Source organism: endosymbiont GvMRE of Glomus versiforme, assembly GCF_003546845.1.
This window is the reverse complement of the sequence record NZ_NWVA01000001.1, coordinates 453,183-473,539: the sequence shown is the minus strand read 5'-3', so window position 1 is coordinate 473,539 and position 20,357 is coordinate 453,183. Positions and strand designations below refer to the sequence as shown.

25 protein-coding genes are annotated in these 20,357 nt (G+C 31.2%); all 25 read right to left on the bottom strand.

The annotated features are described in order from the left end of the window. Positions 1-47: 47 nt before the first annotated feature. Positions 48-260 (bottom strand): hypothetical protein, encoded by a 213-nt coding sequence (locus tag GvMRE_RS14110; protein WP_147409732.1) that lies wholly within the window; start codon positions 258-260, stop codon positions 48-50. A 51-nt stretch (positions 261-311) separates the two neighbouring features. Next, positions 312-1,409: a hypothetical protein gene (locus tag GvMRE_RS02595; RefSeq protein WP_147409731.1), complete on the bottom strand. Its 1,098-nt coding sequence runs from the start codon at positions 1,407-1,409 to the stop codon at positions 312-314. Between the two features lie 299 nt (positions 1,410-1,708). Beyond that, positions 1,709-2,347, bottom strand: coding sequence for a hypothetical protein (locus GvMRE_RS02590; protein ID WP_147409730.1), 639 nt, complete (start codon positions 2,345-2,347; stop codon positions 1,709-1,711). Between the two features lies 1 nt (position 2,348). Further along, entirely contained in the window at positions 2,349-2,852 is a 504-nt protein-coding gene (locus GvMRE_RS02585; protein ID WP_147409729.1) for a hypothetical protein, read from the bottom strand. Between the two features lie 68 nt (positions 2,853-2,920). Beyond that, entirely contained in the window at positions 2,921-3,226 is a 306-nt protein-coding gene (locus tag GvMRE_RS02580; protein WP_147409728.1) for a hypothetical protein, read from the bottom strand. Positions 3,227-3,248: 22 nt separating this feature from the next. Then, entirely contained in the window at positions 3,249-4,724 is a 1,476-nt protein-coding gene (locus GvMRE_RS02575; protein WP_147409727.1) for a coiled-coil domain-containing protein, read from the bottom strand. Further along, positions 4,717-5,904 carry a hypothetical protein gene (locus GvMRE_RS02570; protein ID WP_147409726.1) on the bottom strand — a complete coding sequence of 396 codons (1,188 nt, stop codon included), beginning with the start codon at positions 5,902-5,904 and terminating at the stop codon, positions 4,717-4,719. The genes GvMRE_RS02575 and GvMRE_RS02570 overlap by 8 nt, the downstream gene beginning before the upstream one ends. Before the next feature lie 6 nt (positions 5,905-5,910). Further along, complete coding sequence (locus GvMRE_RS02565; protein WP_147409725.1) at positions 5,911-7,482, bottom strand: hypothetical protein; 1,572 nt, start codon at positions 7,480-7,482, stop codon at positions 5,911-5,913. 10 nt (positions 7,483-7,492) lie between these two features. Continuing rightward, positions 7,493-8,020 (bottom strand): coiled-coil domain-containing protein, encoded by a 528-nt coding sequence (locus GvMRE_RS02560; protein ID WP_147409724.1) that lies wholly within the window; start codon positions 8,018-8,020, stop codon positions 7,493-7,495. An 8-nt stretch (positions 8,021-8,028) separates the two neighbouring features. Continuing rightward, complete coding sequence (locus GvMRE_RS02555; protein ID WP_147409723.1) at positions 8,029-8,427, bottom strand: hypothetical protein; 399 nt, start codon at positions 8,425-8,427, stop codon at positions 8,029-8,031. 18 nt (positions 8,428-8,445) lie between these two features. Further along, positions 8,446-10,068 (bottom strand): hypothetical protein, encoded by a 1,623-nt coding sequence (locus GvMRE_RS02550; protein WP_147409722.1) that lies wholly within the window; start codon positions 10,066-10,068, stop codon positions 8,446-8,448. Between the two features lie 22 nt (positions 10,069-10,090). Further along, positions 10,091-10,522 carry a hypothetical protein gene (locus GvMRE_RS02545; RefSeq protein ID WP_147409721.1) on the bottom strand — a complete coding sequence of 144 codons (432 nt, stop codon included), beginning with the start codon at positions 10,520-10,522 and terminating at the stop codon, positions 10,091-10,093. Position 10,523: 1 nt separating this feature from the next. Beyond that, on the bottom strand, positions 10,524-11,006 hold the full coding sequence (locus tag GvMRE_RS02540) for a hypothetical protein (RefSeq protein ID WP_147409720.1): 483 nt from the start codon (positions 11,004-11,006) through the stop codon (positions 10,524-10,526). 237 nt (positions 11,007-11,243) lie between these two features. Beyond that, entirely contained in the window at positions 11,244-11,582 is a 339-nt protein-coding gene (locus tag GvMRE_RS02535) for a hypothetical protein (RefSeq protein WP_147409719.1), read from the bottom strand. A gap of 28 nt (positions 11,583-11,610) precedes the next feature. Continuing rightward, positions 11,611-15,381, bottom strand: coding sequence for an OTU domain-containing protein (locus GvMRE_RS02530; protein ID WP_147409718.1), 3,771 nt, complete (start codon positions 15,379-15,381; stop codon positions 11,611-11,613). A 79-nt stretch (positions 15,382-15,460) separates the two neighbouring features. Next, positions 15,461-15,823: a hypothetical protein gene (locus GvMRE_RS02525; RefSeq protein WP_147409717.1), complete on the bottom strand. Its 363-nt coding sequence runs from the start codon at positions 15,821-15,823 to the stop codon at positions 15,461-15,463. A 62-nt stretch (positions 15,824-15,885) separates the two neighbouring features. Continuing rightward, a complete protein-coding gene (locus GvMRE_RS02520; RefSeq protein ID WP_147409716.1) occupies positions 15,886-16,176 on the bottom strand; it encodes a hypothetical protein in 291 nt (96 codons plus the stop codon). Continuing rightward, positions 16,176-16,517, bottom strand: coding sequence for a hypothetical protein (locus GvMRE_RS02515; RefSeq protein WP_147409715.1), 342 nt, complete (start codon positions 16,515-16,517; stop codon positions 16,176-16,178). The genes GvMRE_RS02520 and GvMRE_RS02515 overlap by 1 nt, the downstream gene beginning before the upstream one ends. Next, complete coding sequence (locus GvMRE_RS02510; protein WP_147409714.1) at positions 16,517-16,735, bottom strand: hypothetical protein; 219 nt, start codon at positions 16,733-16,735, stop codon at positions 16,517-16,519. The genes GvMRE_RS02515 and GvMRE_RS02510 overlap by 1 nt, the downstream gene beginning before the upstream one ends. Before the next feature lie 22 nt (positions 16,736-16,757). Further along, positions 16,758-17,141 carry a hypothetical protein gene (locus tag GvMRE_RS02505; RefSeq protein ID WP_147409713.1) on the bottom strand — a complete coding sequence of 128 codons (384 nt, stop codon included), beginning with the start codon at positions 17,139-17,141 and terminating at the stop codon, positions 16,758-16,760. A 2-nt stretch (positions 17,142-17,143) separates the two neighbouring features. Beyond that, on the bottom strand, positions 17,144-17,857 hold the full coding sequence (locus GvMRE_RS02500) for a hypothetical protein (protein WP_147409712.1): 714 nt from the start codon (positions 17,855-17,857) through the stop codon (positions 17,144-17,146). A 2-nt stretch (positions 17,858-17,859) separates the two neighbouring features. Then, positions 17,860-18,504 (bottom strand): hypothetical protein, encoded by a 645-nt coding sequence (locus GvMRE_RS02495; protein ID WP_147409711.1) that lies wholly within the window; start codon positions 18,502-18,504, stop codon positions 17,860-17,862. 26 nt (positions 18,505-18,530) lie between these two features. Further along, a complete protein-coding gene (locus GvMRE_RS02490) occupies positions 18,531-18,761 on the bottom strand; it encodes a hypothetical protein (protein ID WP_147409710.1) in 231 nt (76 codons plus the stop codon). 242 nt (positions 18,762-19,003) lie between these two features. Further along, on the bottom strand, positions 19,004-19,549 hold the full coding sequence (locus GvMRE_RS02485) for a tyrosine-type recombinase/integrase (RefSeq protein ID WP_147409709.1): 546 nt from the start codon (positions 19,547-19,549) through the stop codon (positions 19,004-19,006). Further along, a complete protein-coding gene (locus tag GvMRE_RS02480) occupies positions 19,542-20,279 on the bottom strand; it encodes a TrbJ/VirB5 family protein (RefSeq protein ID WP_147409708.1) in 738 nt (245 codons plus the stop codon). Before GvMRE_RS02480 ends, GvMRE_RS02485 begins: the two co-directional genes overlap by 8 nt. Positions 20,280-20,357 lie beyond the last annotated feature (78 nt).

The following is a 20,357-nucleotide window of genomic DNA, read 5'->3' as shown; positions in this document are numbered from 1 at the left end:
AAAGAATGTTTTTTTTGGTGGTTGGAATAGTTTTGAGGATTGGAACATTAACTAAACAATCGAGAACAATCTTCACAAACATAGGCAGATCAGGAGCCGTCGCCTTCTGTGTCATATGCTATATAAAATATGTCTCCTTCGCTAGCTTGGATTCCACATTCTTCACATGTATATTCTGAATCTCTTTCTACTTTTAACTGACTATTGGCAATCCTGACCGTTTCTTTATTTTCTATCATATCAAATACAATTTCAAGCAAGAAAGAGAAGTTTAAACACTCTTATTTAATTAAAAAGCACTAAAAAAGGGGTTAAATTTGTTCTTTAAATTGGCTTAAATATTCTTCTAAAATTTCCATGATTTTATTGTATTCTTCATCGTTTTTAATGTTAGTTAAGCGAGTTAAATTCTTTGCTGGCGAATTAGATGTGTAAGGCTTGCTTACAAATGCTTTTGTTGTCTGATTGTCTTCCAATCATATTGAACACTCTTTTTTAGTCAATTTAATGCCTAATATCTGTCCTTTTGCTTGCTTCTTGTCAATATTGTCATAATAAACAAGATATCCATGAGTTAATTTGATTTTTTTCTCTTTTCCGAAAATTTGTCTAATAAGTTCATCGATTTTTAACATTTTATCTTTTTCTTTTTTGTCTATCTCTTTTCCTGCTAAAAATCGTTCTAAACTTGGTTCATTATTTTCCTTTTCTTTACTTTCTCCCACACGCTCGGGTATGTGAATGAGTGTTTCCTGATTATTTTCTAATTGCTTCTCTTTTTTAGGGATTTGGATAATTATGCTTTCAGATGACATTCCTAATAATTCCTTGTAGCTATTTTCTACCAATGAAATTGAGACAAATTCGTCCTTTTTATTGTATTTACTTACATATTTTTTAACTTTTATCAAAATAATTTTCTCTTCTTCTCTTTTAGCTTCTTGCTTTCTGTTTTTGTCAAAAAAAGGAGCTACAGCAATTAAGATTCTATTTTTTCAAAAATTCTTCTTTTGATTAGAATTAAAATCTTCTCATTCGACAAATTCCTTTTTTCTGCCGTTTTCTGTTAAAAACTTGTTGTACCTTTTTTCTAAACTTACTAGATTTCCTTTATTATCTCTCAAAATATTAAAATAGCCTAGTAATTGGCTGATAGGATTTTTCGGATCATTATGTTTATATTCCAAAAGCACTAATCTTTCTCGTTCGCCTTTTTTGTTATAAAAAGCCAAAGCATCTATTGTTCTTTTATTGTCTTCTAAATCACAACAAGGAATTCTTCATTTAGTTTTAATATGTACCAGATTTTTAAAAATAGCAGACATGTTTTTCTCAAAAAAGTTACTTACTTCGTCCTCATTTTTAAAGTCGTCTAATAAGAGAAACAATTGAGAATTATTGTTCTTCATCCTATCCCTCCTTTCCTTTCTTCCTAGTAGCCAGCCAAATTACTAACCCAATAATTCCTGCTAAAATAATTCCACCGCCGATTATTCAAGGTCAATAGTTCTTTTTGTTTTCCTGACTTTTACTTAATTCAGTTAATTCTGCTAAACTAATCGATTTTTTGCCTTGACTTTGTAAATAGTTCTTAATTGCTTTTAATTCCTGGTTATTAGCAGGAGTTCAGCGTCTATCTCTGCCATCTTGGTAACTAATAATTAACTCATCATCACCTATGTCGGTAAGTTCTATAGATTTAATGCCGTTAACTTGAAAGAATTGCCGAATTTGTTCCAATTCAGAACTGGATTCTGAATTTTGCTCTCTCTCTCTCTCTCTCTCTCTCTCTCTCTCTCTCTCTCTCTCTCTCTCTCTCTCTCTCTCTGTTATTGTCATTGGTAATATGTTTATTATTCTTTAAATCTCATTTTGGGTCAATGGCTTGGAGTTTTTTCTTTTCTTCTTCACTTAGTGGATGATAATAAAAATCGTTGCCATATCTATTAGGACAATCTTTAATCAATAAGTTTTCTCCTAATTCGCTGTGACCTACGCATCGATATCTATCTTTTTCTCAACAGTGTCGATCATGTCTACACGCTTCTATATCGCTTCCATCGATCATGTATGAAGTTCCGCACCTAGAACATTTGTCTTTTAATCTAATCTCTGATCTTGTTCCAGTAGGGCTTTGAAGCCCGCCATCATCCTCTTCCTCTATTATATCTTCTGAAACTTGGTCAATTGTTTCATATTCTTTCTTATAAGTTTCTTGGTTTCTATTCCAACAATCGTGGCAGACTTCTTTTTTTACTCCCGTTTTTTCTATTCGGTAATATTTTTTTGTATTCTTCCCGACTACTAAACTTTGTTGACACTCGCTACACTCTTTATTTTCACTCATATTATTTCCCTTCTCCTTTCTCTAAACCAAAATTAATACACTTAGTATTAGGGCAAAAGAAAAATCTATCAGTTGCTTCTTGGCTTGCTTTTTCTCTTATTGTTTGAAAATCTTTTTGACAACTTTTACAGCATTTTCTTAAATAAGCGTTTCTTTCTATTTCTTGTAGTTCAGTTAATCTCTCGGCGGAAACTTCACTAAATAAAAGCATGAATTTTTGCTTATGTTCCTTTAAATTCTCCTTAGGTGTCAAAGCCGGCATAAAACTTACTGGAGAAACACAATTAATTTTTCTTATTGTCTTAATTATTAAAGATAAATCAGCATTAATTTCTTGGCTAGTTAGTTTTTGAAAATAACTTGACAAAGTTAATGCTAATGACAATAGCCTTTTTTGTTCTTTTAGGTTCTTTGCTTTATTAGTTGCTATAAACAATTGTCCCACTTGTTCATTATTGCTTTCAATGGTTAGCAATACTAATTCTTTGTTTATGATTTCATTCATATACAATTATTTTACTACTCATTACTAAAAAAATACTAATTTTTGAGTATATTAATTTGCTATTTTTTTTATAACTTTCCCTTATAAAATTCCTTTTTCTTGTCAAATAGTTCTAAGTACCTATAATAATAAAAAAGCCTTTTTTTCTTTGGTTCTACTAATTCAACAAATGCTCCTCGGTATTTCTCAAACCAATCATTAAGACAAGCTCGGCATAGAATATGATAGTTTTCTCAGGCTTTTCCTTGCGTTCAGTAAACTACTTCGTTGATTTGGTTTAATTTTCTTTTTCCGTCGTTTTTATCAAGTCTTGTTTTGCGGTAAAATATCCTTTTGCACTTGTCACATTGCGTCTCGCTTTTTATTTTACTCATTTATAAGTAAATTTTAAATTATTTACATTTTAGCCGTTACCGAGTTATTCCTTTTCTTTAAATATTCTAAATTCTTATTTATTACTACTCAATATCTTATAACTGCTCTTCTTTGCTCCGAAGTTCCTATTTCTCTTCATTCTTTAAACTTTGTTAATACTTGAATCAGATAACCTAAATTTCAGTCTTCTGCCATAATCACTTCTCTTAATTTACTTTCAATTAGTTTTTCACTTGGATTGGCTCCTACTGTTCCTCCTAGTTCCTCAATTTGCATTTTCAAAATAGTTATTTCAGCTTCTTTATTTTTGATTTCCTTTTCAACTTCTTTGGCTGTTTTATTCTCAAATTGGCTAGTTCACTCGGCTAATAATTTTTCTGGTTTTTTGGCAATTTGTTTTTCTTTTTCTACTTCAAGAGGAGTTTTATTAGGAAATTGGTCAGTTCATTTCTTTAAATCTCTTTGTTTTTCTCCTAGTAAGTCTTGAATTGAAGTTATTTGTTGTTTTTGGATTAATTGATTGTGTCAGTCGCTAGGTAAGGGTTCATCTTGCTCTAATTCCAAAACTATTCTTATTTTATTTTCTCAACCTTGATTTTCACCTTTTAACTTGGCTAATTCAGTTTTTCAACTACCTAAATCAGTAAGTTGCAATTGGTTTTGGAGTTCATTTTTATAGTCTTCTAGTTCTTTTTTTGTTTCTTCGCTTTCTTTTAAACTTTTTCGGCGGACATAGTCATCTCATCACTGTTTTTCAGTAATTGGTATTTCTGGTCGTTTTTTTAATAACTCCCACTCTTTTTTAAGAGTTTGTGGGTTTTGTTCTCCTCATATTTCAGTTCATTGTTTTAGTTTCTTTTGGGTTTGTTGATAGTCTTGATTTTGTTGTTCTGTTTTCTCTTGTCATTCGTCTAATTCTTTGGTTAACTTTTGTATTTGCTTTCGGTTATCCTCGTATTCTTGGTCAGACGTGGTTAATTCTTGTTCTAATTGAATTAGTTTTTCCTTGACTTCTTTTGGTTTTTGGTCGACAAAAATATTTTCTCAATTTTTTAACTCTTTACAAATTTGGTTATATTGAGACTGCAAAGTAGTTGCTTTTTCTGTTAAACTTTTTATTACGTCTTCAACTTCATCAGGTTCTTGGTTACTAAAAAAACTTTTTCATTCTGCTAATTCTTGCTTGATTTGATTATAATCTACCTGATTAATCTCTAATTGTTCTAAACGAGCAGATTGCTTTTCTCAATCTTTTTTTAACTTATCATAGTCTTGTAGTTTCTGTTTATCTCTTGCCGAGAGAACTTCTTCTACTTTATCTTCAATTTGTTCTGGTTGAATATCTCCTAAATTTTGTTTTATTTGTTCTTTTGACAGATGGGCTTTAATTATTTCTGTTAAAGGTCGATCTTTTTTTAATTTTTCTTTTTCTTCGGTTGCTTTAGAATAGTCAACCATTTCATCAAAGAATGATGTTTTTTGGTCTGAACTAGGCATTGAATTTTTTTAAATAATTATCAAGCAGGAATAAACTGCCATCATAGTCATGTTGTTTGTTGTATTTTTTTCCTTGGCTTCACTCCTCTAATAGTTTTAAATAATCATGGCTTTTTCGAGCATCTTTAACTCATCCTACAATTTTCCGGGCTTGGTCTTTGCTTTTATCATCTCGACAACTTGAATTCAACAGAGGATTTTCGTCACTGATTCCGTTTTTTAAATAGTCTTCTCACTCTTTTTCTACTTTTTCTAATAAATTCTCAATAGCTGCTTTGGCTTGTGATTTATTTGCTACTGGTTCAGCTAACTTATAACGAATAGTGCGTCCATTTTCTACAATTTCATCAATATCTTGAATTAATTTCTTGTTTTCAGTTTGAAGTTTGGCAACTTTTTTCTTTTCTTCCTCTAATTCTTCTCTTTCTGTTTGGCTTTGAGTAAGAGATTGGCGACGAGTATAATCGTTTCATCATTGTTGTTGAGTAATCGGAATGTCCGGTCGCTTTTTTAATAATTCTCATTCTTCTTTTACTTCTGATAGTTTACGATGGTTTCAAGTTCCCATTCATTCATCTAGTGTTTGTTCTAGTTTTTCAATGTTTTTCTTAACTTGCAGAGCGGTTAATTGAGGAAATTCTTGTTCTCACTCTTTTAATATTTCTTCCTTTTTTACTAACTCTAGCCTTCTTTCTTCTATTTCTTCGGCAGTTTGGTTCTTAAAAGTATCTTTTCAAGTCTTTAATTCTTGTTCAAGGTCGTTGTATTCTTCTACTGATTTGCGGTCTTTATAATCATCTCAAGTGGCTTGTAAAATATCTGGTCTTTGCTCTAATTTAGTAATCTTTTCGTCAATTTCTTGGGGAGAGTTAGAAACAAAAGTATCTGTCCATCCTTTAAGTTCTTCTTTTTTTTGATTATAATCGGCTTGGTTGATCTCTAGTTGCTCTATTCTCCCTAATTGTTTTTTTCAATCAGTTGGTAAGCCTTTTTCCGGTAGACCTGCTGTCTCTAATTTGTCATAAGCCTCTATTTTTTGCTTATCTTCTACTTTGAGAATTGGTTCGATAGTTTGCTCTTGTTGAGTAACTAAATTACCAAGATTTTGTTTAATTTGCTCCTCGGTTAAATTAGCTTTAATAATTTCGCTTAAAATTCGGTTAGTTTTAGGGTTATTCATATTCTTTTAGTTATTTTTTACAGAGTTTTGATATTCCAAAACCTGCAAAAGGTCTTTTATTTTTTGTAAACTCTCATCAAAATCTATTTCAACATCATACTCTCCTCCGTTTTTTCCTTCTTTCTGTCATCTTTCTACTAATTCTCGGTAATTGCCGTTCTCATGAGCTTCAATTATATAGCCTAAAATTTCTTTACCTTTGCGACGCAATTCAGGATCTTTGAAACTTAATCCTAGTATGAATTTTTTCTCGGCAATATCAGGGTCTTCACTTTCGAAATATTCACGTCATTCTTGAATAGTTTTTTTAAGTAATCTTTTAATGGCTTCCTTGGTCTGTTTAGGAGTTTGAATGAGTTCACTCAAAACTAATTTTTTCTGCCGTTCGGCTTCGTCTGCTTCTTTTATAATTCTATAAAGAGCTTGGATTTCTTCTTTGAGTTTTTTGTTCTCTTCTACCAAGTTAGTTCCGCCTTGTAGTTGTTTTTCTAATTGTTCTTTTTCTTGCTCTAATTGAGCCAGTTTTTCCGGAGTAGGTAACTGACTTTTTTGCTGTTTTAATAATTCTATCTCATTCTCTAAAAGAGTAGTAGTGGTTAATTCTTTTATTTTAGACTGAATTGGACTTTGTTTATGATAATTAACTTTAATGGTTCACTCTTTACTGTTTTCGTTATATTCCAGCATTAGTTTAATTCATAACTTTTCTTTTTCATCATCAGTAGTGGCTTTATTTAGTTCTTGGCTAGTTAGGTTAATTATCTCTTGTCTGATTTTCGGTCAAGTATTAGCTATTATTTCAGGCTTAATAACTGATTGGCTAGTGGTTAATTCGGCTCCGTCTTCCGGTTTAGGAAAATAGCAAGTAAATAAACTAGTTTCTAGTAGTTCATGGGAAAAAGTAGAGGGGTTAAGCAATAACTCTCACTCCTTTTTGTATAATTTGCCTAAATTATCTTTTATTCACTCTAATTCTTGGTTAAAATGTTGTCAAAATAAAGGTTCTTTATCATAGTTTCCGTGCTTGATAGCCGTTAGTTCTCGGCAAAAAGTTCACAATACTAAATTAGGAGCAAAGTTGCCTTTTTTATCTTTTCTTTCTAATTGGAGATAAATATCTCATTCACCATTATTGTCTTCACTTATTCCGTCTTTATCATTATCTAATTTAGTTTGGGGAGCCTTATTAGTGGAAAAAATAACTTTAATTTTTTTGTTTTGGGTATTAGAGAATTCACTGGTTAGCCTTTTTATTTCTTTAACTGTTCTTTGCTGGCTAATATGAGTGGTTTTGTCTTCAATGCCTAAATCTGTGAATAGTTTTTTATCTTCATCACTGTCAGGTTGGGTTTTGGGTAAAATTAATTCTTTTAAACTGGTTAAACTATTTATTTTAGTGAGAGGAGTTTTTAGAACTGACTGGTCTACTTCCATTTTTTCTAAATTGGTAAACTCTTTTAAATCTAATTCTCCTCCTTCTAATAATTCATTAATTTCAGAAAGAATAATCTCTTTTAAGGCTTCTTTATCTGGTTGGGTTGGATATTTGTTGTTTAAGTAATCTTGGAGGGTTGTCATTGTTGTATAGTTATTTAAGCATCTCCTTTCGTTTTTTGATATATTTAGGAGCAACAAATCCTAGAAACCAAATTTGAAAAACAAAGAAAAACCCAAGCATAATTCAAATAGTGATAAAAAGGTTGCTAATTTTTTGGTCTTTTTCTCCACAATCACACGGCTCACATAGTTTGCCAATTAATTTATTTTGGATTTGGTAATAATGAGTTCGTTCAGCATATAATTGCTCTCCTAGTTTTTCTAATTCTTTGTTTTCTCCATTTAATAAATGATCTACTTTATCCTTAGAGAACTCATTTTTTTTCAATTCTAATATTTGGGCTTTTAATTCTTTTTCCATTTTGGTTTTTTCTTGCTGACAGTTTTCTAGTTTTTGGTATCACTCTTCTAGTTCCAGTTCTTTGCTTTTGATTTTGTTTTTATCTAATTGCCTTTCTGTTCATAGTTTGTTTATCCCTTGTTCGGTAACATTTAATAAACTATCTAGCTTTTTTAGTTTCTCTTCTAAAGCCTTGATGCGTTGGTAAAATTCTGCCATTTTCTTTCTTAATTCTTAAACAATTGGATTTTTTGGGTAAGTTGTAATATTCTGGCTTCTACCTTGTCTGCTTGCTCATCGGCTTTTTGAATAGCAGTATTAATTTTAGCATTTTCTTCATCGAGAGCAGTTTTTTCATCCTGTAAGATTTTCTTTTCGTCTTGTAAGGCATTTTTTTCAGTTTGTAAAGTGTTTTTTTCGATTTGTAATTTATCTTTATCAGTCTTTAAAGTATCTCTTTCAGTTTGAAGATCATCTTTTTCGTTTTGAAGGTCATCTAATTGTTGTTTTAAATCAACTAAGATTTGAACTGCATCTTCCGTATCTTTAATTAAGTTGGCAATGGTTGTTTCTTGCCGAGCTATCTTTTGAGTTAAATTGTTAATCTTTTCGCTTTCGCCGGTCATTATATTATAGTTATAAGGCTATTTTTTAATAATTTTATTATTAATATCAAGGATTTGAGCCTTAAAATCACTAAAAATTTGCTGACCTCTTTGAATGGTTTTATCTGATTTATCAATCGCTCTTTCTAGTTCATTTAAATCTTCTTCGGATGCTTCTTTTTGAGTTAATTCATCTTTCAATTCTTTCTCAACCAATTTTGCTTTACTGCTAGCCTCTGCTAATTGGTACTTCACCTCGGCTAACTCTTCAATAAGCTGTTGTTTTTCGTTTTGGTCTTTTATTTGTTTTTGATTAGTTTCTTGTAGTGATTTTTCATATTTTTTGCGTTCTTCCTCTCAAAGTATTGACTGGTGATTGAATTCTTGGAGTAAACGCTCATTTGTGGTGTGGTCGCCTATTAGTTTGCGGTGATTTTCTTTTAGATTAGCGTGGGCTTTTTCTAGTTCTTCTAATTTTATTAATAATTCTTGGTTGTTTTCTTGTTCTTCCACAGTTTCAGTAGTAAAGTTGTCTACGATGTTTAATAAATCTTCAAAAGATTGAGTGTGGTCTTTGTTTAGGAGAGAATTATTAAAGAGTGGAGAGTCTGAATGACGCTTTTTTTTCTTTTCCGGAACAGAACTGTCGGAATAATCCGTATCACTGTCATTTGCTAAATTACTGGGTGATTTGGTGATTTCTCTATTGAAAATGTTCCCTTTGGTAATTTCCATAAAAAGGTTGGTGGGCTTTTCTTTTTCATAGAAAGAGCCACGGGGAGAATTATTTTGACTAACTGGTAAACTGCTAGTGCTAAAAGTTTTTTTATGTTGGGATTTTCTTCGCCCGGAGACAGCGTGAGGGATATCAGTATTTAATTGAAAATTGCGTAAGTTATTAACAGTTTGAGTGAATTGTTTTTCTCTCTCTTCTTTCTCTTGTTCGTATTTTTCTTGCTGTTCGGTAATTATTCCTTGTCAGCGTTCTTGTTCTTCTAAACCGATTTTTTTCACTTCGGCTAGTTCTTTAACTTTGGCTAAAAGGGAGTTATTAATCTCTTCTTGGCTGGCTTTTAAGCGATGGTTCTCATCTATTTCCCGGGCTAATTGCTCTTCTAATTGGCGGTTATTTAACTTTTCTTGGGTTAAAAAGTTGTTTAATTTATCATTTTTTTTGTCTAATTGGAGCAAATCATCGCCAGTTTCTTTTAATTCGGTGTTTAATTCGGCTATTTTCTTATCCTTTTGAACTAAATTTGCTTGTAATTGTTGGTGTTTAACTGTTTCTTGCTCTCATTCTTGTTTTTCTGCTAATCATTGCTCTTTTTCAGCTTCTAAGCGTTTAATTTCTCTTTCTTTTTGGTCTAAAAGTTTTTTCATTAAATTATCTGAGGAACTTTTGCCTTTTTTTGATAATCTGTTTAGTATTTCACCAGTTTCTTCAAAATTATCTAGGGTAGGTGAAAAAGCATTAAAAGTTAAATGGTTAGGGGTGAGGGGAGAACTAGGATCAAATTGAGGAGTTCTGGGAGAAAAGTAAGGGGAGGCAGGACGATTAAAATCAGTTGGTAAGGAACAGCGACGGGAAGTTCCTAATCCTTCTAATACTACTACTTCTGGGTGGTTTTGTTTGGGGTTTTTTTTGTTTTCAGTTTTTTTCATAACTTATTTTAAAAGAAGTTTTTTATTCTTTTCCTGAACCAAAAAGTTTATCTTTCAACCCACCTAATTTATCTTTGGCAACATCTTTAACATTCTTAATAGTTTTGTCTAATTGCTCTTTACCTTTACTTTGCAAATCATTTAGAAAGTTAGTGTCTTCAGAAGCATTTTCTTTTTTATCATCAGCGTTTAGTCCTGTTTCTACTTTTGTAAGTTGAGCTTCGTAGATTGCTTCTTTTTTAATTCGTTCTCTATCTAGTTTCAGTTTAGCCATGGCTGTGTCTATACGCATTAATCGCACTGCTGGTCTAGGTTTTCGGCGTCTGCGAGTTATCAAAGTCATGATTAGAAAAATAATACCTTGAAAAATCGCTGCACCTACTATTAAATAGTCCTTTTTTAAGTTATTTTCTTGAAGGTTTTGAATTGTTTTGAGTAAGTCGTTTTGATTCATATTATAATAGTTTCCTTAAAAGTTCACAATCGGGAAATACTTCTTGAACTTTGTTTTTAAATATTTCTTTTTCTGCTTGAGAAGAATTATTATAAAGATTGATAATCATTGCTTCGGTTTGCTCCATTATTCATTTAGATAAATCTACTAATCCTTTAATAACTAATTCTTTTAAAGTAGAACCAATAAAAGTGATTGTTTGCTGTTTAATAAAATCAATGATTGCTGCGTCTCAAAATCCTAATGCTCCGATTGCTCCTTCGGATTTTCCAGCTTCTATTCTAGGCAAGATAACATTATTAACATAATCAACTGCTTGATTTTCTTGTTGGGAAATGTTTTCTAGACTAGGAGAGTGTGAATCACCTATTCATAAATTACTTTGATATTCTTTTAAGAGTTTAATAATTATTTCATTTTGGCGTTCAAAATTAGTAATTATTTCTTCAATACTTAAATTGGATTTGGTTGCTTGATCGTTCATATAAACATTTTAATATTTTAAAAAAATATTATTTTTTGCTTCTACTTCTTAAAGCACTTAACCAACATAATTAAACATTGAAAAAAAGTTAAGACGAAAGAGCCAATGCTGGTTCAAATTAACACATCATCTTTATGTTTTCGCCATCAAGTCTTATTGGTGGCAGGCTCTTTCTGGTCGGGGTTTTCTTCTTCCATTAATTAGTTATTAGATTTGTTATTCACTTGATGTTTAGAATTAATATAATTTCCTCTCTGATTCTTCTACTTGCTTCTTTAACTGTTCTGCTTGTTGACTAGCTTGAAAATAGTTATAGGCTCCTAATAAAGCATCAATTATTCCTCATATTCCAAATGCCAAAGAAAGTCAAAAAAGGTATTTAGAGTTAGGACTTCGTTGATACATGGCTTTAATCTCTTCTTTCAAGAAAATCTTCTCTATTGCTCAGTAGGCTAGAAAAGTACCAAATCTAAATAAACCTCCTCAAATGGAAGATAAAGCATTAGATTTGGCTCTTAAAGCATCTTTTCATTGCTCTCTGATTTTTATGTAGTTGATTATTTGCTGATTACTCATATAAAATTTTTGTTGAATGACAAAATAATTAAGCAATTTTAGCAGGAATAAACTCCTCATTAGTAGCAAGGTTTTCTACTTTTAAGACATCACTGAATACTAATTCTTCATTATTTAAGGCTGCTAATTCTGCTTGGGCTTGCTTATATCTAAAACTAAACATTTTATTTGCTGAATTATCTATTCATTTTTCCAAAAAGATATCATTCTCCTTATACTTATTGATTAAAAAGCTGATAGTTTTTATATTAACCTTAAAAGAGTTTGTTTTGTCAGTAAACATATCAAAAGGCTGAACTTCGTAAGATACATAGTTAGTTTTCAGTATTAGTCTTCGTAAAACAGTAAAGTTAACTTCTTTGGGTTCCATAACAAGAGATACTTTATATTCTAAATTATCAGGTTTAATAAAATGGAGAGCAGACAAACCTTCATCATAAGTAGCACTGCCCTTGATGCTTCAAAACGCTCTAAAGTCATCATTAGGAGGAGTGCCTTGATTTCTTATCTCTTCTTCTTTTGAACTGTTTAAATTGTCAAAATATACTCTTTTTAGGGTTTTGTCTCCCAATTCATTCTCTAATTCAAAAGGTATTTTTTTAATATCAAAAGTATTGGTATCACTAATGTCATCAAGTTTATAAAATTCCTTCTTATTTATGTCTTTAAATACCACATCAATAAGTATCGTATTTTTGTCACTTATTTTTCTTGCCTCAAAAAAAACTTCTCAAATATCATTTTTTTTGGCTTTTAATAACTTATTTATTCTAGGTTCGATATTATTTCTTGTAAATAAAGAATTAACCTTAGTGTCTTCGTTGTGGTCTGCTAAATAAGTCTTTAATCTTTCCGCATCAATTTCTCCAAAACCTTCATCACCAAGAAAGTAATTAATAAAGAATTCTCCCAAGGCATAAAAAATACTGTCCCCAGTTATTTTTAATTCGGCTTCGTCTTTGGCTTGATTGATAAATTCTAATCAGGTATCTGGTCTATCGTTTCCTCAATGTCCTTTACCGGGTTTTCCGGTAGCATATTCTTCGTTATAATCACCCGCAAACTTATTAAAAAGAGGGTCAATAAATAAAATATGCTTTCCATACTTATCCATTTTGTTGCTTATTTCTTTAATAATTAACTCTCTTTTAGTTTCTAAATCATTTGGTTTTGGAAAGGCTTTGTCTCTTAGAGAAGGGGTTATAGTGACTCCTTTATTTAATTTAAGAGTATTTATATTAGAACCCATTAAATCATAACTTTCTAATACTTCTGCTGTTCCTTCAATGGTGTAAGTAATTATTTTGCTGTCTCCTTTGTTAGTGAAATTTGAAGCAATATTTTTGGCTTCGTCTTCATCCGTGGCTGGTAAAACGATTTTATGAGTAATTGTGCCGTTGTCTAGCAACATATCTGCTCCCAATCCTTCACTTTTAAATTCTTGGTTAGTATCCAAAGTAAAGAGCAAGTTTTCTTCTACATCATTTTCTACTCGTAAGGGTTCAGTGAAGGTTAATTTTATCACTAGTAAATTAAGGTCAGTGGTTTTTTCAATTTCTATGTCTTCAAAGATGTTGCTTGTAATGCGAAGTTCATTGTTTTCAATTTTAATATTACTGTCAGTATTAACTATGCTAATATAAATGTTTTTTCCTATTTTGCTTGCTCCTCCGGTAAACTTGTCTTTAAGGTTTTGGTATCTGTTAGCAGTTCAGTCGTTATTTTCACCCAAATAAATGATTATTTTAGAAAGATTATCAAGAACACTGGTATCAAAAACAAAATCGTTTTTAAATGTCCCATGGGCTGTTAATTCTATTTTCCTGCTGTCATAAGGAGGATTTTCAGTTGGCGAACCGTCATCAAACTCATATTCTTTTAATTTAAAGCTGATTATTCCTTCTTTATGGTCTTGTGGTCGCACCAAAGGAACATAATGCTGAATATCTTTTAAGCGATAAATAAAAAATGGTTCTTTAAATCAAATATTTAATCCTTCTAAATCTACCGAGGGATATTTAGTTCATAAAAAACCACCACTTTGAATAGCGTCAGGGTTATTAGTGGCTACTCCTTGGGCAGGATAAATCAAAACTACTGGGCGGTGTAAGAAATAAGCAAAATAAGACAAATCATCTAACGGCATATAAGTCTTATCTTTGGCTAATGGAAACACAATATTAGGGTCATTGGGGTAGTCTTCAACACCTTTATCTCTTAGCATTTTATCAGTAATTCAGGCGGCTTTTTCCTGGTCGGTAAATCCTAAACTTAACTTTTTATTACTCATTAATTCTAAACAGAGTTTCACCCGCAAAGGAACCGCTCATTTGTAGTCTTCACCGGATAGCAAAATGGAGAAACTATTTAAATAGCAATTGCCGTCCATTCCGGCTTTTAATACTGTGTATTTGCTAAATCTTTCTCCTAATCCTTTAATGGTTTCTAATTCGGTTTTGGCAATGGCGTCTTGTCCTATTTTGCTGGGAGTTAATTCGGTTGGATTAGCACCATTTAAGTCTAATCCTGCTAATGGGTCGCCATAAGTGTCAAGTATTTGCTGGGCTTTATTTTGAATTTCTTCCAAAGTTCTAGTTCAGTTAATATTAAAAAAGTTGTAGATTTCTTGGAGAATTTGGTTTCAATCTGCTTTTAGTGTTAAAACAGGTGTTGATGGTCGCGATGGTAGTGGCGATAATGGCGGTGTTGAAAATAATGGCGGCAATGGTTCTTGTTCTGCTAATGGATCTCTTGAAGCAGTTCCGTCTTGACCATCTTCTGATCCGCTTTCATCATCAGAAGAACTTTCTTCGCTTTCTGATTTTTCACTCTCTGAATTTTTATTTTTTTTTATTTCGTTAAATTTGTTTTTTAATTCTTCCAAAGTATACTGAGCGGTAATTCAAATATCCATACTTCCCAATAAATATAAGTATTCTTCATTCGTGATTTCTCCACTTTTGCTTCAATCCCCGATAGTTTTGGTTTGTTTTTTTGGTTTTGTCTCCTCGGTTTCCGGAGAAGATGGAGTTCCATAAAATTCATAATTACGAGTTAAAGCAAGTGGTTCGCCAAATGCTTTTTTAGTTCTAGTTTGGTATTCTAATATTTCTTTAATATAGAGACACAAATAAATCCCACTATCCTCTTCTCTGACTTGCTTTTCGCCATCTAAAGTAGTAATGTCTATATTATCAGCTATTTCAGCGGAAGTTAAAAAAGCAACTAATGCTTTAACTTGCGAAACCTCTTCACTTAGATTATTCTTCGCTGAAGTTCAATAAACTTTATTAATTTTTGTCCCTTGGATTTCTTTTTCTAATACTAGCATTCCTCAGTGATTATTCGGATGTTGACCCAAAGCTAAAGGCAAAATAGTATATCTGCTTATTTCTACCTCTATTTGTTGGCTAAAATCTTGCAATGGTTTAATTTCCTTTAAATTAGTTTGCTTTTTCTCATGCTTTTTGGCTAGTTCGTTTAAGTTATTAAGATTGGTTAAGTCAGTTCTTGCTCCAATAATATTGCCTAAATAAATATTTTCTTCCTTATCTTTGGTTACACTGGCTTCATATTTTTGATTTCTTAAAATAAAAGTAATATTATCATCAGTTAGTCAATTACTAGATGAACTCGGAGTATTTTGTTCTATTAAATTAAGTGGCAAGTAAACTCCGCTATATTCTTGGTTAATTTTATATGGTTCTAAAAAATTAATCTTAATAGTTCTAACTTGGTTTTCTTCTATTACTTGATATTGATCAACTTTAAAAATTAAAGTTTTGTCGGAGCCATTCATTTATCTAAATTTAAGCAAACTATCCCCGCTTAATCAAAGATTTAAAGTTAGGAGCATTCTTGGCTAGATTACTAGTAAATTAGTTCAATTTTCCAATTATTCTATGATCCGGTAGTACTTCTTCAACTTTTTTCTTAAAAGCTCCTTTAGTAATTTCGTCAGATTGATTATATCGCTCTAACACGAAGTCTTCCAACCTATCCAGCAATCAGTCGGCAAAATTAACCATTTTGTCTTGGCTTAAATATTTTAAAGTACTGCCAAAAAAGGTTAAAGTTTTTTCTTTTAAATCATTGGCTATACTTTCTTGCCACAACCCTTGGGTAGTAAATTCATTGGTTTTTTCTCCGTGTTCTTTAATTATCTTTTGGGCATATTTTCGTGCTTCACGTCCTTCTGCCATCTTGGCTAAAAATTGTTCTTTGTTTAATTTTGGTCTCATATAACTACATTTTAAGACAACAAATTTCTAAATAAATCTAGTCAAACACTCGGCGAACACTGCTAATACTTCCTAGAACAGACTTCACAAATAATTCATTTTTCTTGACTATTTTGTTCTACTAAAGAATAAAATCAAGTGCTTTGCGGAGTAGTTTTATTACACAATTGGCAAGTATGCCCTTGAATAAAAATTGCTTCTTTAACTTGGTATTTAACTGGTTCGTTTTTTTCTAAAAAGCAAAATTGGCACTGTGTTACTCCATAATAATTAAGAGTGTTAGACGAATTATTTCAACTTAAAGTTTTCCAACTATGGCTTTTTCTTCCTAAAGCACAAAGAGAGTTATTCATTAGTTAAGTTCCTCGGCTAAATCCAAGGCTTGCTTAATTCTAAAATTTTTTAATTTCAGTTGAAATAACTTTTGAACTTGGGGATCCAATTTTTGATAATCAGTTTTTATTTGGTTTATTAAATCATCAAAAATATGTCAGGATATTCACCATTTCTGATCTAAAACTTTAATTGCTTCTAATAAAAAAAAGAGTGGTTTATTGGTTAATAATTCAGTAATAGTGGGGCTTTTTTTGCTCTGGTTAATTTCTTCATTAATTACTCGGGAACTATTGGCAATTATTCATTGAGCAAATGCTTTAGCCTCCTGTTCTTGTTTTAAAATTTCTTGTAGCGTCATTATTTTTCTGTGACTAAAGCAGCAATTAGTTCTTGTTTTTCTTTTCGATTAGCCTTATCCAGTTCCTCATAAGTTAAATTAGTGGCTAGAGGAATTCTTTCTTGAGAGTTAAAGGCATTATGTTCTTTTGAAGCATAATTTAGTTTAATTAAGTATTCTTTGCCATCTTGAACCACGTATTCTTCTATAATTTCTTTAATTTTTACTATTCTTTGCATTACATCAATTTTAACGTTGTTTTTATTTGTTTTCCTTTATCCACTGTTGAATAGTTTTGTTTCTGTTATTTTCTATTTCTTTATCCATAGTTCCTTCTCATTCAGTTTCTTTCTCTAATTGTCTTATGAAGTCTTTGGTTTCCTCGGTTAACTCTTTTATTCTTTGGTAGTCTTCTGCTTTTAGTGCTTTTCTTTCACTTTCTGATTTAAATCATGATTCTTCTCCAAGTTTTTCTAGTACTAAACTGTCTAAAGTATTTTTATTTCATAATCTTTCTTGGACTTCTTTTTGTAGTTCAGTAGTTAATTTATCTTTTCGGGAAGGTAAATTTCATAAAAGGAGAAAGTTGCTTACTAAAAAGGCTTCTTTAAAGACTATTTCTTGTTCTTGATTAGAATTTGGCATTGTTAAGTTAGTTTTTTGTCTTGTATCTCTCTAATAAGCGAATGTTGAGGCTGGTAGTTAGTTATTTCTTCGTATAGTTGTTGGTATTTGGGTCACCATGGTTCTCTTTTGGTATATTTCTCCCTTTCAGATGAACATAAGCAATAGGGATATTCAGTTAATTTTAATTCGTAAATTTCCTTTTCTAATTCTCATAGTTTTTTTTCGTAATAATAGGCTTTTTGATGACATGTCTTTTTGTTCATATAGTGTCCGCAAAGTTCGATTGTCTTTCCGTTAAATTCTCTGTATTTGTAAAGTCATAAACCACTCTTTAGACTAGGAGGAATTCATTCTTTATCACAAGCTCACTTTCCATCATTTCTATGCTTGTTATCATAGTAATAAATTATAACTTTCTTTTCCAGCTCTCTATCAATTTTTTCTCTTTCTACATTTCTATTCTTTTTATAAGATTGAAGCACCAAGGTTATTTTTTGAAATATTCCTAATTGCTGTAAGCATCAGTTGTCTAGACATACACTTCAGATTTTGTCTTTTGCTTCTCAATTATAGTCGCTGTTAAATTTTTGATCTGTTATTGGTTCTCCGGTCAGTTTGTTAATTTTTCCTTGGCTATAAGTATGTTCAAAAAACCCACCAATTGCACAGTATCTTTGTTTCTTACCTCTGACACAAAAATCGCAGTTTTTCTTTTGACAATACTCTTTGTTCATTTCTAAACTCCTTTGCTGTATTTTTTTCTTCGTGAAGGTTGTAGATTAAAAATATCTTCATTCACCATTGTTTCTATTTCTTCTGGTGTCATGCTTTCGCTTTCACTTAATTCCCAAGCAATCTCTTTAATTCTATGTTGAAAATCATCATCTTCCCAAGTAATAACTGCTCAATAATCTGGTCGGTTGATTATTTCGCTTATTAATTCTTGGGTAGAAAACTTGGCTAACTTTTTCTCTCTTAATAAACATTTATTACACAGACAGCATCTTTCGCAAAATTTTTCATCATATCTTCAACAACCAGTTATTTCTGATCGTTCGGCTTCTCGATTTCAGTTAATGCAGTCTTGGCAATATTTTTTTTCGTTTCATTCTTGGGTTAATTCTAAATTAGCTTCTTTACAACCAGCACAGCATTCTTGGTTCTTTTTATCAAAATATTGATTATTTCTAAATAGTAAGTGAGTCGGTTTTTCAAATAGTTCAGCAACTGGCTCATCTTGGATACACCCTTCGCAAAAATATTGTTTAGTTTTAATATCTTGATAAAAGTGTCGGTAACTCCCGTCGCTGTAAATCTTATTTTGCCATTCTTTGTTACAACCAAGACAAATTATTTTTGTTTTAGTTGACTTTTTGTTCATTAAGTTATTTTTTTGTTTAGTTTTCGTTATTTATACAAATTAGGGAAAAACCTCCGCATTTCTTGGTCAGTTTTATTTTGTGATTGGGGCTTAAATTTTCGGCAAACATTACATTGCCAAGCTAATTTATTTAATTCGTTTCAATTGGCAACATAAGTTCGTTCAGAACAGACATGATTAGTTTTGAAGTAGATTTGCTTGCTTTTTTTACCAAAATTGTAGTTTTTGTATTTTTGGTAAGCAAGCCTACTATTCATTAGTTAAATTTTAGATTAGAAATTGTTATCTCTTTTCTTTCCCTTTTATTTTCACTTTGTCACTCTCTCACTCACGCTCGTCCCGCGTGAGTAGTACTCATTTGGTTAATTGCTTTCACTTATAGAAAAAAAGAGGCTTTTTGTCAGATAAAGTGAAGATCTTGTTCGCTTTTCTTTTTTCTTAATTTTGCACTCCTTCACGTATGCTCGGGAGCGTGAGTGGCACTAAAAACGAGAAATTGTTATACTGGCTTGTATTTTAATAGATTATCTAAGGTTCCTGCTCTTACATATTTACTAGTTACTGCTAAACTACTATGTCCTAAAACTTTTTGTAAAACTGGTAAAGGCATTCCGCTCATGACATTGTGGGTAGCAAAGCATCTTCTTAAAGTATGAGGTGCTAATTCCATTTGTTCTGGCAATTTACTTTCCTGTTTTAATTGCTTTAAAAAGTCAAAAAAACTTAATCGGTTAGCCTGATTTGGTTTTCAATCCCTTTTTTTTAATTCTTTTGCTATTTCCGGACTAATGTAAACCCATCTCTCTTTGTTTCCTTTACCTCTTAATAAATAAAGATTTTTATATTCAGGTGTTTGGTGTTCTAAATTTAAATCAAAATGAATGGCTTCGCTAATTCTTAATCCTGCTTTTCAGCATAAAAGGAAAAGGCTCTCGTGTTGATCTCGTTTGCTTTCTCCTCTTTTATTAGGTCTAGTAACTAAATATTCTCAAACCTGCTGTAAAATCTGTTGGGTAGGTAAAATGGTTAGAGGTTTTTTATTCACATTTTTCTCCTTTCTCCAATTTCTTGCTTTTTGCTCAGTATTTCTCTAATAAATTAGTCATAATCTGATAATTCCTCTCATAATTATGACAATCAAAGCATTTGCGAGCAGTTTCAGGACGTTTTTGATAAATTTCTTGGTAGTCTTTTTTTACTTTTTCAGTTAATTGCTGGAATAGTTCAGCAAAAGTAATATGGTTAAGTAAACAAGATTGATTATTTTCTTTTGCATTTTCTAGTCTTGTGTATTTTCTACTTTGCAAATTCTTTATGTTTTCTTTGTAAGTAGTTATTTGCTTAGCATTTTCTTGTGATTGTGTTTTTAATTGGTTAATTATTTCTTGTTGCTGTTTTACTTGTTCTTTAAATTCTTGAAGTTGTTTTTCTGATTCAGAACAATTAGAACAAGGTTTTAAATTGAGGTTCGACATTTTTTTCGGTTCGACATGGCTAATCTCTTTTTCGTCAACCTCTCTTTTGGGTTGTTGTATACCTGCTTCGGTTGTATATTTCTCGCTTAAAGGTTGTATACCACCATTATCTCTTTTTGGTTGTATACCTAGGGGTTGTATACCTTTTTCATTTTGGTTGAGTTGTATACCTGATTGTAAATTTTCTGTTGGTTGTATACCCGTAAGTTTTTTTCTAGTTTTTCATTCTTTAACTTTTTGAGCTAGATATCCTTTCCTCTTTTGATTGTATTCTTTTCAATAATCTCTATCTTTTGGCATTAATTTTTTTCCTTTATAGACAATTATAACCAGCCTCCGACCAAATAATTTAAATTTGCTACCTTATAATCATTTCAA